12 protein-coding genes and 1 pseudogene are annotated in these 15,345 nt (G+C 61.5%); 9 read left to right on the forward strand and 4 right to left on the reverse strand.

The genetic code is table 11. The features are described 5' to 3' along the window. Positions 1–825 carry a carbohydrate ABC transporter permease gene (locus tag ACZ89F_RS03410; protein WP_476090398.1) on the forward strand — a complete coding sequence of 275 codons (825 nt, stop codon included), beginning with the start codon at positions 1–3 and terminating at the stop codon, positions 823–825. A 254-nt stretch (positions 826–1,079) separates the two neighbouring features. On the opposite strand, the gene ACZ89F_RS03415 is transcribed toward ACZ89F_RS03410, so the two are convergent. Next, positions 1,080–1,415 (reverse strand): hypothetical protein, encoded by a 336-nt coding sequence (locus tag ACZ89F_RS03415; RefSeq protein ID WP_476090399.1) that lies wholly within the window; start codon positions 1,413–1,415, stop codon positions 1,080–1,082. 177 nt (positions 1,416–1,592) lie between these two features. Between ACZ89F_RS03415 and ACZ89F_RS03420 the strand changes: the two genes are divergently transcribed. From ACZ89F_RS03420 to ACZ89F_RS03455, 8 genes and pseudogenes are all read left to right on the forward strand, one after another. Beyond that, positions 1,593–2,018 (forward strand): lysozyme inhibitor LprI family protein, encoded by a 426-nt coding sequence (locus tag ACZ89F_RS03420; protein WP_476090400.1) that lies wholly within the window; start codon positions 1,593–1,595, stop codon positions 2,016–2,018. A gap of 140 nt (positions 2,019–2,158) precedes the next feature. Next, positions 2,159–2,902: a DUF899 family protein gene (locus ACZ89F_RS03425; protein WP_476090401.1), complete on the forward strand. Its 744-nt coding sequence runs from the start codon at positions 2,159–2,161 to the stop codon at positions 2,900–2,902. Between the two features lie 177 nt (positions 2,903–3,079). After that, positions 3,080–3,502 carry a pyridoxamine 5'-phosphate oxidase family protein gene (locus ACZ89F_RS03430; RefSeq protein WP_476090402.1) on the forward strand — a complete coding sequence of 141 codons (423 nt, stop codon included), beginning with the start codon at positions 3,080–3,082 and terminating at the stop codon, positions 3,500–3,502. A 104-nt stretch (positions 3,503–3,606) separates the two neighbouring features. Further along, positions 3,607–3,789, forward strand: a pseudogene (locus ACZ89F_RS03435) (DUF4142 domain-containing protein); the annotation flags it as partial. 115 nt (positions 3,790–3,904) lie between these two features. Further along, positions 3,905–4,156: a DUF4142 domain-containing protein gene (locus ACZ89F_RS03440; protein WP_476090403.1), complete on the forward strand. Its 252-nt coding sequence runs from the start codon at positions 3,905–3,907 to the stop codon at positions 4,154–4,156. A 234-nt stretch (positions 4,157–4,390) separates the two neighbouring features. Then, positions 4,391–4,855: a cupin domain-containing protein gene (locus ACZ89F_RS03445; RefSeq protein WP_476090404.1), complete on the forward strand. Its 465-nt coding sequence runs from the start codon at positions 4,391–4,393 to the stop codon at positions 4,853–4,855. Positions 4,856–4,930: 75 nt separating this feature from the next. After that, positions 4,931–5,323, forward strand: a complete 393-nt coding sequence (locus ACZ89F_RS03450; RefSeq protein ID WP_476090405.1) for a RidA family protein — start codon at positions 4,931–4,933, stop codon at positions 5,321–5,323. Positions 5,324–5,419: 96 nt separating this feature from the next. Further along, entirely contained in the window at positions 5,420–9,754 is a 4,335-nt protein-coding gene (locus ACZ89F_RS03455) for an NACHT domain-containing protein (protein WP_476090406.1), read from the forward strand. A gap of 30 nt (positions 9,755–9,784) precedes the next feature. On the opposite strand, the gene carB is transcribed toward ACZ89F_RS03455, so the two are convergent. The 3 genes from carB to ACZ89F_RS03470 form a co-directional block, all read right to left on the reverse strand. Beyond that, a complete protein-coding gene (gene carB / locus ACZ89F_RS03460; protein WP_476090407.1) occupies positions 9,785–13,282 on the reverse strand; it encodes a carbamoyl-phosphate synthase large subunit in 3,498 nt (1,165 codons plus the stop codon). A gap of 252 nt (positions 13,283–13,534) precedes the next feature. Next, positions 13,535–14,428 carry an SH3 domain-containing protein gene (locus ACZ89F_RS03465; RefSeq protein WP_476090408.1) on the reverse strand — a complete coding sequence of 298 codons (894 nt, stop codon included), beginning with the start codon at positions 14,426–14,428 and terminating at the stop codon, positions 13,535–13,537. Positions 14,429–14,561: 133 nt separating this feature from the next. Continuing rightward, complete coding sequence (locus ACZ89F_RS03470) at positions 14,562–15,320, reverse strand: metallophosphoesterase family protein (RefSeq protein WP_476090409.1); 759 nt, start codon at positions 15,318–15,320, stop codon at positions 14,562–14,564. Between the last annotated feature and the right edge of the window lie 25 nt (positions 15,321–15,345).

Raw genomic sequence — 15,345 nt, forward strand, 5'->3', positions numbered from 1 at the left:
ATGTGGATCGTGAAGCGCACGGCCTTTTACCTGCTGGTCGGGGGGATCGTCTTCGTCGCGGTGTTCCCGTTCTACTACGCCATCGCCACCAGCCTGAAATCGGGGACCGATCTGTTCCGGGCCGACCTGTGGCCGACGACGATCAGTCTCGCCAACTACCGGAATGTGCTGACCGAAGGCAACTTCGTGCGCAACTTGCTGAACTCGCTCTTCGTCTCGGGCGCGGTCGTCGCACTGTCGCTGTTGCTCGGCGTCACATCAGCCTATGCGCTGGCGCGTATTCGATTCCGCGGCCGCTCGGCCCTGCTGTTCACCATCCTGTCGGTGTCGATGTTCCCGCAGGTGGCGCTGCTGGCCGGGCTGTTCGAGCTGGTCCGCATGTTCGGCCTCTACAATTCGCTGTTCGCGCTGATCTTTTCCTACATGATCTTCACCTTGCCGTTCACCGTCTGGGTGCTCACCACCTTCGTCCGCGACCTGCCGATCGAGGTCGAGGAGGCGGCGATCCTCGACGGCGCGACGCCGTGGATCATCATCACGCGGGTCTTCCTGCCGCTGATGTGGCCGGCGCTGGCGACCACCGGCCTGCTGGCCTTCATCGGCGCGTGGAACGAGTTCCTGTTTGCCCTGACCTTCACCTCCAACAACGCACAGCGGACCGTGCCGGTGGCGATCGCGCTGCTCTCCGGCAACTCGCAGTTCGAAATCCCATGGGGCAACATCATGGCCGCCTCGGTGATCGTCACGGTGCCGCTGGTGGTGCTGGTCCTGATCTTCCAGCGCAAGATCGTCTCCGGCCTCACCGCAGGCGGGGTCAAGGGGTGAGGAGCGGTCGGCCAAGTTATCAGCTCTGTCGCTCCATGCCGATTGGCGCCAGCGGGTTTTTCCAGCGCATTGTGAACCGCTTCACATAGGCGGCCGCCGGCCAATGCTAACGCGGCGTCACCACACCATTCCAGCCGACCGGGATCGTCGATTGGTTGGGCACAGGAGGAGGCTGCACCGGCTTGCGTCAGCTCCTCCATGGCGGGTTCCGGGGCGGCGGGTTTCGGAACCCGCCTTCTTGCGCGACCCTCTGTCTAGATATCCGGTGCGTTGCCGATTCTCTTCTTGAGCTCCAGCGCCCAGGCGCGGCCTTCGTCGCCGCCCCACAGCAGCCAGGCGATGTAGCCGGCCGACGGGTTTTCCTCATTGCCGTAGTTCCTGCCGCGCTTGTCGACCTCGTGGCGGGCGAAGTAACTGACCATGCGGCGGATGGTGGAGGGGGCGAGCTTTTGCCGGTTCTTCAGTACGGTGGCGCGGGCCACGCCGATCTCGGTGCCGCCACGGCCGAATTCTCCGCGCAGCCTGAGGCCCTTGGCGGCATTGTCGGCCACCACTTGCGGGCAGCGCAAGTTGATCTCTTCGTCGTGCATTTTTCCCCCAGCAGCACAGGCTTTAACCCGCGGTGAGAATGCGGGAAAGCCGGACGGGTTCCACATCCGAGGAATTCAGAAAGAAACCGTCCACCAAGCCGGCAGGTCGCACCTTGCCTGCACTCATCCGGTTGCTAAGCTTCGCCTGCGTGGGGCTTTGCCAGAACCGGAGGAAACATGATGCGGCTTCTGCTCTCCAGTCTTGCCACCCTGATGCTTGCCGCCCCGCTCTTTATGAGCCCCGCGAAAGCCGCCGACGATTGCGCCAATGCGCAGGACCAGGCGACCATGGACCAATGCGCCGGCAAGGATTTCGACGCAGCCGACAAGAAGCTCAACGAGGCCTACAAGCAGATCGAGGGCCGGCTGAAGGACAATGTGGGGTCGAAGAAGCTGCTGGTCGATGCGCAGCGCGCCTGGGTCACTTTCCGCGACGCCGAATGCAATTTCCAGGGCGGCCCGCCCGAAACCGCCGGCAGCGTCCGTCCGATGGTGGTCGCCAATTGCCAGGCGGGGCTTACCAACCTTAGGCTGAAGGATTTGCAGGACTATCTGCATTGCGAGGAAGGTGTCCTGGACTGTCCGGTGCCGGCGGCGGAGTAACGTTCTCCGACGCTCTGGGGGAGGCATGCCGCCTCGCGGCCCGCGCGTGCAAAAATGTCGGAATCGATCGTCGCGAAACGTCCTTGGGTCGCAGAGCAACCGCGCCGGGACGCCGGCGCCGCGACTTGAAGGAGCCGACCATGATCACCTTCCCCAATGAATCCGCCAGATACCGCACCGCGCGCGAAAAACTGCTGCGCAAGGAAATCGAGTTGCGCCGCGTCATGGAAGAGGTCGCCGTCGCGCGCCGCGCGTTGCCGCCGGGCGGGCTGATCCGCCAGGATTATGAGTTCGATGCGCAGCACACCGATGGAAGGCCCGCCAAGGTCAAACTGTCGGAGCTGTTCGCACCGGGCAAGGACTCGCTCATCCTCTATAACATGATGTTCCCGCGCCATCCGCAGGAGACGCGCGAGGTGGCGACCAGCGGCGGCACGGCGAAGCTCGCCCGGCCGGACCAGCCATGCCCGTCCTGCACGGCGCTGCTCGACCAGTTCGACGGCGCGGTCGGCCATCTCGAAGCCGCCGGCTTCAATTTCGCGGTGGTGGGCAAGACCGCGCTCGAAAACCTGGTCACGCTCGGCCGCGACAGAGGCTGGCGCAACATGCGGCTGGTGTCGTCGGGCGGCAACAGTTTCAAGCGCGACTACAATGCCGAGGATGCTGACGGCGCGCAGATCCCGCTGCTGTCGGTGTTTCATCGCGACGCCGACGGCATCCGCCATTTCTGGTCGTCAGAGCTGGATTTCGCGCCAACGGAACCCGGCCAGGATCCGCGCGGCATCGGCACCTGCGAGACGCTGTGGAATTTGATGGATTTCACGCCGGAAGGCCGGCCGAACTGGAACGAGCAGCTGCAGTACGGGGCGGGGTGTTGCCACTGACGCGATCGGACGATTCTGTCAGAACCAAAGCCGAGGTCGGACGTTGCCAGAGCGGGCCATCGTTTCCTTGAAACGCCGGTCCGCTCTATCTCTTTGTTTTGACGCAATTTCCGGACGGAAAACCGTTTCACACTTTTCCTGAAATTGCTCTGCCAACACCTGCCAAAGGAGCATGCCATGACCGACAAAACCCTTGCCGAGATTGCCGAGAGGATGCGCGACATCGACGTTGCCATGCTGTCGACCCACGCCGAGAACGGCACCATTGCCGGGCGGCCGATGAGCAACAACCAGGACGTCGAATATGACGGTTCCTCCTACTACTTCACCTGGGACAAGTCGAAGGTGGTGGAAGACATCGAACGCGACGCCAATGTGTCGCTGGCTTTCCAGGGCGATGACGGCTTCTGGGTCGCCGTCGAAGGCAAGGGCGAGATCATCCGCGACAAGGCCGCGTTCGAAGAGCACTGGAATGAGGACATCGACGAGTGGTTCGAGCAAGGCACCGACACGCCGGGCCTGGCGATGATCAAGGTCGAAGCCACGCGGGCGCATTATTGGGACGGTGAGGACGAGGGCGAAGTGACGTTGCAATCCTAGGGCCAGCGTTCTCCCTTGCGGCCTCATGCGCCGCAAGGGAGACAACGCAACCTCGCCGCATCTTCCACGTTGGGCCTGCGAGGACCCAACACGGAGAGATCCAGATGAAACGCCATCTCGCCATTGCCACGCTGGCCCTTCTGGCCGGCGCGCCCGCGACTTTCGCACAACAGGCGGCGCCTGCCGGCCTGCCGGTGGGTTCGGAGAGCAAGGTCGACACCGAGACCTTCTCGAAGACGCTGGCCAGCGCCAACCGCTTCGAGATCGAGAGCAGCAAGCTGGCTGAGACCAAGGCTGTCGCCGCCGACGTCGGGGAATTCGCCGCGCTAATGGTCAAGGACCACATCGCGGCCGCGCCAGGACTTCAAGGCAGCGCTGGAGAGGAGCCAGACCACTGCGTCGGTGACGCCGGAAGGCCCGCCGCTGCTGCCGAAGGACCAAGCGATGCTGGACCAGCTCAAGGCGCTGGACGGCGAGGCCTTCCAGGCCAAGTACATCATCTTGCAGACCGAGGCGCACAAGCAGGCGGTGGCGATGTTTTCCACCTACGCGCAGTCGGGCGACGACCCGGCGCTGAAGGAGTTCGCCAAGAAGACGCTGCCGACGCTGAAGATGCATGAGAAGCGTTTGAGGGATGTGGCGGCGGTGCATTAGGGGTTCGATGGTGAGACCGGGCATGCCCAGACTGGCTGAGCCACCTCTCCCGTCGTCATCCACGGGTCTGCGCCGCGTCGCTACGCTCCTTGCTCCGCCCGTGGATAACGAAGCTGGGGCGCTTCGGCCGACCTCCGGCGATTGCAACAGCCTGGCAAACCAAGCACCGCAAGGTGGCTCTGTGCCTGCGCCTTCCCTGAATTAGACTGCCACCATCAAATCGAGGGAGAACCCATGCCCAAGATCGACCTCTCATCCGTGCCCGTCCGCAAGGGCTCCGGCTACCCTGCGCCCTTCGATGCCCCTTGCGCCACACGCACGCGTCGCCGCCTGGGCGATGCCGGCGGCCTCACCGATTTCGGCGTCAACCTCATGACATTGCCGCCGGGCGGCTGGTCGAGCCAGCGCCACTGGCACAGCCATGAGGACGAGTTCGTCTATCTGCTGGAAGGCGAACTGACGCTCGTCGAGGACGGCGGCGAGACGCTGCTCAGGGCCGGCGACTGCGCGACGTTTGCCAGGAACAGCGGCAATGGCCATCACCTGATCAACCGGTCCGCCGCGACAGCGCTCTATCTGGAGGTCGGCTCGCGCTTTCAGGACGATGTCATCACTTGCTCCGACATCGACATGATGAGCCCGAGTTCGGATGGGCGGTTCCTGCACAAGGATGGCACGCCTTATCCGGGGCAGGGGTGAGCCCTGGACCATGTGTCGGTGCTGGCGTTCCGCCAGTGCCGGGATAAGCTCCCTGCAAACTCAGGGAGAATTGCCATGAAGAAGGAAATCATCGAAGTGCCGGTCATGTCGGCCAAGGTGCGGGCGCTCGGCCTGCCCTGTTCGACAGCGGTGAAGGCCAACGGCTTCGTGTTCATCTCGGCGACGCCGCCGGTGGACATGGTGACCGGCGAGATGGTGCGCGGCGACATCGAAACGCAGACCGAGGCGTCGCTGAAGGCGCTGAAACACTGCCTGGAGGCGGCGGGCACTTCGCTGGACAATGTGGTGATGGTGCGCATCTACGCCGTCAATTCCGGCTTCTACAACGCGATTAACCGGGTTTATGCCAAGTACTTCAGCGTGAACCCGCCGGCGCGGAGTTTTGTGCCGGTGGCTTCGTGGCCGATGGAGTTTGATATCGAGATCGAGTGTGTGGCGGTGGCGTGAGGGCACTCTCGTTATCGTTGGCGGCGGAACGCCAACCGAGCGCCTAGCGGCCTCTTAGGCTGGCTGGCTTTGTCCGAATCTGTACAAGTTTGCCTCATGGATTATGTAGACCTCCATCGCTGGTTTTCCCAAGTTCGAAAGGATCAAGAGCTTGATCCCGACATCGGCAAGATTTGGGGACCGAAAATTGATGGTTGGCTGGACTGGAATGAGCTCCGGCAACATCGGCGAGTAGTGCTGCTCGCAGAAGCATCCAGTGGAAAATCGGAGGAGTTCAAACATCAAGCCAAGGCAATAGTCGCCGAGGGCCGCCCGGCATTTTTTCTTCGAATTGAAGAACTGGCGGACCAAGGCTTCGAAGCGGCACTGGGTCCGAAAGACGCAGCCGCATTTGAGGCTTGGAAGACTGGCGCGACCAACGGTTGGTTTTTTCTCGACTCGATTGATGAAGCGCGTCTCAACCGTAAGAGCTTCGAAAGTGCGCTAAGACGGTTCGCGCGCGAAGCTGGAACGGCGCTGGAGCGAGCGTATATCTTTGTCTCATGCCGCGTGAGTGACTGGAAACAAGCTGACGATCGGCGCGCCATAATGGAGTGGCTGCCATCATGGCAAACGGCAGTGCCAGCTAGAGACGAAAACCAACGAGAGGGTTTGCTAGGCCCGATTTTCAACAAGGAAGAAAAAACGAATAGGTCTGAACGGTCAAGCACACCAGAGCCACATGAGCTTCTTGTAATACAAATTGTCCCCTTAGATAGCGAGCAAAGCAATAAATTGGCGGCGGCGGCTGGCGTATCGGATATTGGTGCCTTTGCCTCTGGAATTCAAAAAGCGGGCCTTGAGGCATTCCGGCAGAGGCCCGGCGATGTCTTGGAACTTGCTAGCTACTGGAATGAGCACAGCGCATTTGGCTCTCTCAGCACCATGGTTGAGTTCGGGATTGGTCGCAAGCTCAGCGAAAGTGATGTCCATCGCGCTGACAACAATACGCTTTCACTCGCGAAAGCGAGGGCCGGTGCCGAGCGCCTTGCAGCGGTTCTCACATTAGGGAAGTCGTTTACGTTACGGGCGCCGGGCAGTGAGGCTGATCCGAGCCTCACGGTATGCGCCATCGACCCCGGCTTTGTGCTTGATGATTGGAACGATGCCGAGCGAAACGCTCTGTTGCGTCGCGGAGTGTTCGCGCCAGCCACATTTGGACGCATCCGCTTCCATCATCGCTCAACGCAAGAATATCTGACAGCAAAATGGTTCGAGCGATTGCTTGCGCAAAATTGCCCCAAATCGGAGATTTGGGACCTGATTTTTGTTGACCGGTATGGTGTCTCCACTGTCGTTCCATCGCTTCGACCAGCGGCGGCTTGGCTTTCACTTTGGCACACCGACATTTGCGATGAATTGGTCCGACGTGAACCCCTTGTGCTGCTTCAAGAGGGCGATCCGCGATCCCTGCCGATCGAAACGCGTAAGCGCATGCTCGCTATCTTTGCGGCGAAGCATGCCAAGGGTGAAATTTACGACACGAGTCTCGATGCTCGCAATTTGGCGATGTTTGCCGATGAAAGGCTGGCCGAGGAGATTACTCAGGCGTGGGTCGCGAATAATCGCGATGAGTTCCACTTCATTCTGTTGCGCCTAATTAGGGATGGCGCAATCAAAGGGTGTCTGGGGATTGCACGTGCCGTTGTCGGAGATGCCGACAAAAATGACTACCATCGTGTTGTCGCCCTACAAGCGTTGGTGGAATGCGACGACAAGCAGAGCCTCATGGAGGCCACACGCGCCATCATCAGCAAAGCTGGCGAAATCTCTGCGTATTTGGCGGCCAAGGCAGCTGGCATCCTCTATCCGAATTATCTCACGACTGACGCGTTGCTCACTTTGATAGCGACAGCAAAACCACCTCGCCCGAACTCGACGGAAGGTTTTGCCTATGAAATCAAGTGGCTTTACCAAGCCGCCCGTAATCCCGCTGATCGAAGGAAACTATCCGCGGGTCTAGCCGACCTTTGTCTTTCTCAGCCCTTTCTCCAAAGCTATCAGCGTGTGTCAAGCCGCTTCGGCTATCTAGCCGATCACATGCGACCGATTGCTAGGGCAGAAATTCAAGCGATGGGACGCGGGGAGCCAGACGACAGTCTTGTGCGCATCCTGATGACAGTCGAGCGAGCCGAAAGACATTACACTTCCGAGGAAGATGAGCCCTCGTTACGTGACGTGGTCGCGCAGAATCCTCGACTTAAACGAGCACTGATGTGGGCGGATGTTGCCGAAAGGCGGGAAAACGCTCCAGCATCGGAGAAGCCAATAGTCCATCCTTGGCAAATATATTTCTCGCACGGTGAGATGTTCTGGCGAGCGGACGAAACCGACATCGAGTGGCTGGCGGATGACGTAACAACTCAGCGAGAAATCGATAATCGGCGCATGGCGCTAGGAGAATTACTCCGTGTTTTGACCAGCGCTGGTCGCGTTGACGAGGAGCGGAATCGTTTGAAGGCGCTGGTCAACGAGGTTCCTGCTCTTGAAGCCGACTTAGCGAGTTATCTTTCGCCACCCCCAGAGAACGAAGAGCGCAAACGGTGGCGTCTGGAGGATGAAAAGCTAAAGAAAGAGCGTGAGGAGCAAAGGGCCAAAGACATAAATTCCTGGATCGAGTTCTCGGCATTTTTACAAACCAATCCCGAAATACTAAAGGCGCCGGCCAATCTCCGCTCATGGGGCGCAGGAATATTTCGTTTGAAGGAGCTAACGCACTGGCTAGCACAAAAAACCGGCGCCTCCGAGCACATTGCTCCGCGAGAGTGGCGTCTTCTTGAGGAGGGATTCGGCAGGGAAGTCGCAGAGGCCTATCGCGATGGCATGATGGCTCTTTGGCGGGAGGTCAAACCGTTGCGCCCCGTGAGGAAGTCTGGAGGAATGGTGACGCGCAAATGGACCCACATACTCGCCTTTGCGGGTATAGGTATCGAGAGCAACGAGGTTCCCGGCTGGCCAGATCAACTTCGCGACGAAGAGGTTGCTATTGCCGTTCAGCACGCGGCCTTTGCAGGCGAAGGCTATCCGGAATGGCTTGATCGATTGACCCTCCTTTACCCCCAAATTTCGCTTCCAACTGTGCGCCGTGAGCTCGCACTCGAATGGAAGGAAAAGGAATCCGGTCACCCAGATTTCCTCTACTACTATGGATCATCAGACTTCACTCTATCTCAGCCTCTTCAGAAATTGCTGTTCGATATGTTTGTATCGAGTGAAGCTGGGTTGCCCTACACGCTAGAGAAGGGGCTTGAGATCGTCCGCAAACTGCAACTTGTGGACAAGGATCGTTTCCGGTTGCGAAATATCGTCCGCTCTAGATTCGTGGACTACATGAAAAAGGGAAGCGACGATTTTGCGGTGCGGAATCTTGCCATCCTATTCCTACTTGATGCCGAATTGGCTTTGGAAAAGCTGTTCGAGTGGATTGGCAAAGACAACCCAGCGCCCGGCGCTACCAGATTTGCTGATATCATTTCGTCGCTATTCAATGGACGGCGGGCTTCTCTAGCTCTTTCCGGCCTGTCCAACCTAGACGTTAGCGGCCTGGAGCGTCTTCTGCTTTTCATTTACCAACACATTCGCTCGCAGGACGATAGAAAGCACTTCGGTTCGTTCACACCCGATGGTCGTGACGATGCCGAAGCTGCACGGAGTACGATCCTTTCTCAGCTTCTTGAAAGGCCTGGGGCAGACGCCTACAGGGCTGTACGGCGCTTGGCTCACGACCCGGCACTCGCTGATTTTCTCGAACGGTTCAATGAACTTGCCCATTCAAAAGCAGAAAAGGACACTGAATTCCCGGCCTGGACTAGCGCAGAAGTCTTGTCATTTGAACGTCGGCATACAACGCCAGCGAAAACCGGCACGGATTTGCTGAAGATCGTTGTGGCGGTCCTCACTGACATAATTTTTCATCTCGAAAAGGGCGATGTATCATCACGCTCGCTTCTGCAGCGTGCCAAGGATGAAGACGAGGCCAGAAATTGGCTTGCTGAACAAATGGTGTCTCGGGCTAAGGGTCGATTCCATGTCTATCGCGAGGCAGAGGTGGCGAAGCGCGACCGTCCGGACATTGTTGTTGCCTCAACAAGTGCCCAGTGCGAGGTGGCGATAGAAGTCAAGCACGGTGATAAACAATGGTCGATCCGGGATCTGGAAAACGCTCTTCGGTCGCAATTGGCAGAGGACTACCTTAAACCGGAAACGCGTCGGCAAGGGATATTGATTGTCACAAAGCATAGCTCTAGGAGCTGGATCGATCAGGAAACCCGTGAGAAGCTTTCATTCAATACCTTGATCACCCGGCTTTCGGGAATTGCCGGAACCTTGCTAGACAATAGCAGCGGTGCCATCGAGGTTCGGTGTGTCGGTATCGACTCCACACTAAGGTGACGGACTAAACCGCAATCATTGTATCGCTGCCTACGCAAAATACTCCTGCAGCGGCCTCACCTCGAGGCTTCCCGCCTTCAGTGCAGCAATCGCCTCCGCCACCGCGGCCGCCCCCGACAGCGTCGTGTAATACGGCACCTTCTGCATCAGCGTCGCCCGCCGCAGTGACTTCGAGTCCGACACCGCCTTCTGGCCGTCCGTCGTGTTGAAGACGATCTGCACCTGGCGGTTGCGGATGGCGTCTTCGATGTGCGGGCGGCCTTCCAGCACCTTGTTGATCTTTTGCGCGTCGACGCCGTTTTCGGCGAGGAAACGCTGGGTGCCTGAGGTGGCCAGCACCTTGAAGCCGAGGCCGGCGAGGCGCTTGACCGCCGGCAGGATGCCCTTCTTGTCCTCGTCGCGCACCGAAACGAACAGCGTGCCCGCGCGGGGGAGATCAACACCTGCCCCCAATTGGCTCTTGGCGAAGGCGAGGGCAAAATCGCGGTCGAGGCCCATGACCTCGCCGGTCGAGCGCATCTCCGGGCCGAGCAATATGTCGACGCCGGGGAAGCGGGCGAAGGGGAACACGGCTTCCTTGACCGCGATGTGGCCGGGGTTCCTCGGGTCGGGCATGGCGCCATAATGGGCGAAGGCGTCTTCCAGGCTCTCGCCGGCCATGATGCGGGCGGCGATTTTCGCAATGGGCCGCCCGATGGTCTTGGCGACGAAGGGCACCGTGCGCGACGCACGCGGGTTGACCTCCAGGACATAGACCGTGCCGTCCTTGATCGCGTACTGCACGTTCATCAGCCCGCCGACATTGAGCGCGCGGGCAAGTGCCGCCGTCTGGCGCTCCAGCTCGTCGACCAGCTCCGAAGGCAGCGAGTGCACCGGCAGCGAGCAGGCACTGTCGCCCGAATGGATGCCGGCCTCCTCGATGTGCTCGAGAATGCCGGAGACGAAGGTCGACTTGCCGTCGCAGAGACAGTCGACATCGACCTCGATGGCGCCTGACAGATAGGTGTCGAACAGCAGCGGGTTCTTGCCCAGCAGCGTGTTGATCTGGCCGGTCTTGTCGTTGGGGTATTTCTGCTTGATGTCCTCCGGCACCAGGCCGGGCACGGTGTCGAGCAGGTAGGATTGCAGCATGCCCTCGTCATGGATGATCTGCATGGCGCGGCCGCCCAGCACATAGGACGGGCGCACCACCAAGGGGAAACCGAGCTCGCCGGCAACGAGGCGGGCCTGCTCGACCGAATAGGCGATGCCGTTCTTCGGCTGGCTGAGGCCGAGCTTGTGCAGCAGCTTCTGAAAGCGGTCGCGGTCTTCGGCCAGATCGATCATGTCGGGCGAGGTGCCGAGGATCGGGATGCCGGCCTTCTCCAGCGCGTCGGCCAGCTTCAGCGGCGTCTGGCCGCCGAACTGGACGATGACGCCGACCAGCTCGCCCGACGCCTGTTCGGCGCGCAGGATCTCCAGCACGTCCTCGGCCGTCAGCGGCTCGAAATAGAGCCGGTCGGAGGTGTCGTAGTCGGTCGACACGGTTTCCGGGTTGCAGTTGATCATGATCGCTTCATAGCCGGCATCGCGCAGCGCAAAGGCCGCATGGCAGCAGCAATAGTCGAACTCGATGCCCTGGCCGATGCGGTTCGGGCCGCCGCCGAGGATGACGACCTTCTTGCGCGACGAGACCTGTGCCTCGTTGGCGAGGCTGCCGGCAAACGGCACTTCATAGGTCGAGTACATGTAGGCGGTCGGCGAGGCGAACTCGGCCGCACAGGTGTCGATGCGCTTGTAGACCGGATGGACGTCGAGCTTTTCGCGCGCCTTCTGGATCACTTCGATGTCGGTCTTCGTCAGCGAGGCGAGGCGGGCGTCCGAAAAACCCATGGCCTTCAGCATGCGCAGATTGACGGCGTCCTCAGGGATGCCGTGCTCGCGGATGCGGGCTTCCATGGCGACGATGCCGGCGATCTGTTCGAGGAACCACGGGTCGATCTTGCACATGGCGTGCACGTCTTCCAGCGAGGTGCCCATGCGGATCGCCTGCGCCACCATGCGCAGCCGGTCGGGCGTCGGCGTGCCGAGTGCAGCGCGGATGGCGTTGCGGTCGTCGGCATGGTTGGCGGCGCCGTAGCCAAGGCCGGGGATCTCGATCTCGTCGAGGCCGGTGAGGCCGGTTTCCAGCCCACGCAAGGCTTTCTGCAGCGATTCCTGAAAAGTGCGGCCGATGGCCATGACTTCGCCGACCGACTTCATGGCGGTGGTCAGCACCGGCTCGGCGCCGGGGAACTTTTCAAACGCAAAGCGCGGGATCTTGGTGACGACGTAGTCGATCGACGGCTCGAAGGAGGCAGGCGTGGCGCCGCCGGTGATGTCGTTCTCCAACTCGTCCAGCGTGTAGCCGACGGCGAGCTTTGCGGCGATCTTGGCGATCGGGAAACCGGTCGCCTTCGAAGCCAAGGCAGATGAGCGCGAGACGCGCGGGTTCATCTCGATGACGACCAGGCGGCCATCGGCCGGGTTGACGGCGAACTGGACGTTGGAGCCGCCGGTCTCGACGCCGATCTCGCGCAGCACCGCGATCGAGGCGTTGCGCATCATCTGGTATTCTTTGTCGGTGAGCGTCAGAGCAGGGGCGACGGTGATCGAGTCGCCGGTGTGCACGCCCATCGGGTCGATGTTCTCGATCGAGCAGACGATGATGCAATTGTCCGCCTTGTCGCGGACGACCTCCATCTCATACTCCTTCCAGCCGAGCACGCTCTCCTCGATCAGCACTTCGGTGGTCGGCGAGGCGTCGAGGCCGGACTGGACGATCTCGTAGAATTCGGCGCGGTTGTAGGCGATGCCGCCGCCGGTGCCGCCCATGGTGAAGGACGGGCGGATGATGGCCGGCAGGCCGACATGGTCGAGCGCCTGGGCGGCGATCGCCATGCCATGGCTGATGTAGCGCTGTTTGCGGTCGCCTTCGCCGAGATTCCAGCGGGTTTCCAGCGCGTCGAGCGCGGCGTCGAGATCGGCAGGCGCCTCGGCCTTGACGGCGGCGCGCTCGGCCTCATGCGTCTTGCGGTCGGTGTTCTTGACGTCGGTGGCGTTGGCCAGCATCGACTTCGGTGTTTCCAGGCCGATCTTCTTCATCGCCTCGCGAAACAGCGCGCGGTCCTCGGCCTTGTCGATGGCTGTGGCGTCGGCGCCGATCATCTCGACATTGTAGCGCTCGAGCACGCCCATGCGGCGCAGCGACAAAGCGGTGTTCAGCGCGGTCTGGCCGCCCATGGTCGGCAGCAGCGCGTCGGGCCGCTCCTTGGCGATGATCTTGGCGACGACCTCAGGCGTGATCGGCTCGATGTAGGTGGCGTCGGCCAGTTCCGGGTCGGTCATGATGGTGGCCGGGTTGGAATTGACCAGGATGACGCGGAAGCCCTCTTCCTTCAGCGCCTTGCAGGCCTGGGTGCCGGAATAGTCGAACTCGCAGGCCTGGCCGATGACGATGGGGCCGGCCCCGATGATCAGGATCGACTTGATGTCAGTGCGTCTTGGCATGTCATAGGTCCGTTTGGCGGGCGGCTTGCACAAAAAACCGGGACGGGAAGACCCGGCCGGTTGTGCTCGCGATTCTGGTATCAGGCTAGGAGGGCCTTATAGGGAAGAGTTTTGGCGGATGTAACCCCGAAAATGAGGGATTAGGCAGTAGGGCAGTAGTAGGGCAGTAGGGCAGTAGGGCAGTAGGGCAGTAGGGCAGTAGGGTGGAGACACTCCGGGCGATTCACATACTGTCCTACTGTTCTCTGAGTTCTAGTTCCCGAACGCAACGGCATCCGTGATCTCGAAACGCTCGGCCTCGCCGACGCGGATCATGTTGAGGCTGCCTTCGCGAGTAAAGTGGAAATTGCCGTCAGAGTCGGAGCTGGCCGGCTGGCCGGCTCGGAACGAAATGACGCGCGTGCCGCCATCGGGCCAGGTGACCGTGACGTCTACGCTGTCGCTGTCCTTGCGCACGACACTGATCGCGCAACGCGTCATAGGCTCGCCGACATAGCGGGCGCAGGGAATCTCGCCGGCGCCGGGGGCGGAACCGGGCGTGGCATCAGTCGTCGCCAGTGCCAGACGGTAGGCATCCTGCATGGCGGCGCGGCCGATGTCGGTGGCGGATTTCGGCGTGCTTTCGGTTCCCGGATCGGCGCCGCCAAGCCGCGCGGTCAGATCGGGCGGCGATGCGGCTGGAGGCTGGGACGGGATATCCGCGCCGTCGGTCACCGTGCCGTTCGCCGATGCCTGGTCGGCTTCATTGCCGCTCCCCGTGAAGGCAATGGCCGGCGCATCGACCGGTCTTGGCTCGCCTTCGACATAGGGGGCCGGATTGAGCGGGATGAGGTAGCGCGCCGGCGCCCATCCGCTCAGCTTCTCCTTGCCCGTGCTCTCGACCTTGCACCATTTGTAGCCATTGATGTCGTTGCAGCCGAGGTTGGTGACCCTGTCGCCGCTGGTCAGCCGCGTCTCGACCTTGGCGACCGGCGATGCGGCGGTGCGGACCTTGAGAAGATCGTCCGGCGCCAGGCCGGTGACGATGGAGATGACGAGATCTTCTTCGGCCATGGCGGGGGCAACAGCAGGCCATGCCGCCATCAGCAGCGGAGCGGCAATCAGCGCATGCAGGGTTGTTCGGAGCGTAACTGTGCGCCTCATCATTTGGCCGTGCGCGGATACTCAAAGACACCATGCAGCGACGGATCGAGCCCGCCGCATGCCCGGCCGGTTTTATAAGGGACGACGCGCCGCCATGTAAGTCCGAAAATTCGACCGCCGTTTCGCCTGTGCCAGCTCAGCCTGACATGAATCCGGTCCTGAGCCCGTGGGCCCATTCCGGCCGGCCCGCTTGTTCGGCCTGTCTGGCCGCGGCCTCATGGTCGTAGTCGACGGCGATGGCCTCGAAGCGGTCGGGCCGGTCGCCACCACCCACGGTGACGATGCCATAGCGCGCATGCGGCGAGCCCTGTTCGGAGACATGGGCCGGCGGCGTCGAATCGTCATAGGCCGGGCAGCCGATGCTGCCCGGGTTGAAGATGATGGGACCATCGGGGATGCGGATCAGTTCCGCACGGTGGCTGTGGCCGCACAGCGCGATGCGACAGGCGGGGTCGAGCGGCTTCAGCCGGCGCCGGATCGCCGCCAGCGGCGCGCGCACCAACTGGCCGTTGACGATCGTATCGAGCAGATATTTCTCGTCGTGGTCGGGGCGGGCGTGGAAAGCGATCACGCCGGGGGCGATCTCCAGCGTCAGCGGCTGGGTGAAAAGCACCTGGCGCTGTGCCTCGGTCAGCCGCTCCTGCGCATAGATATCGGAGGCCCACATGGTCTCGTCGGCCGGGTCGGCGGCGACGCGGCGGTCGTGGTTGCCGCGCACCGTCGGCAGGTTGAGCGCCTCCAACCGCGCAAACGTCTCGCGCGGCCACAGCGGGCCGGAAACGCTGTCGCCGAGATTGACGGTCAGATCGGCGCCGCCGCGCTGGCGCAAATCCTCAAGCACGGCGTCCAGCGCCAGGACGTTGCCGTGGATATCGGCTAGGACAGCGATGCGCATTTTTCGGGAGGCTCCGGTGTGAGGC

The sequence above is a fragment of the Mesorhizobium sp. USDA 3734 genome (assembly GCF_056279665.1).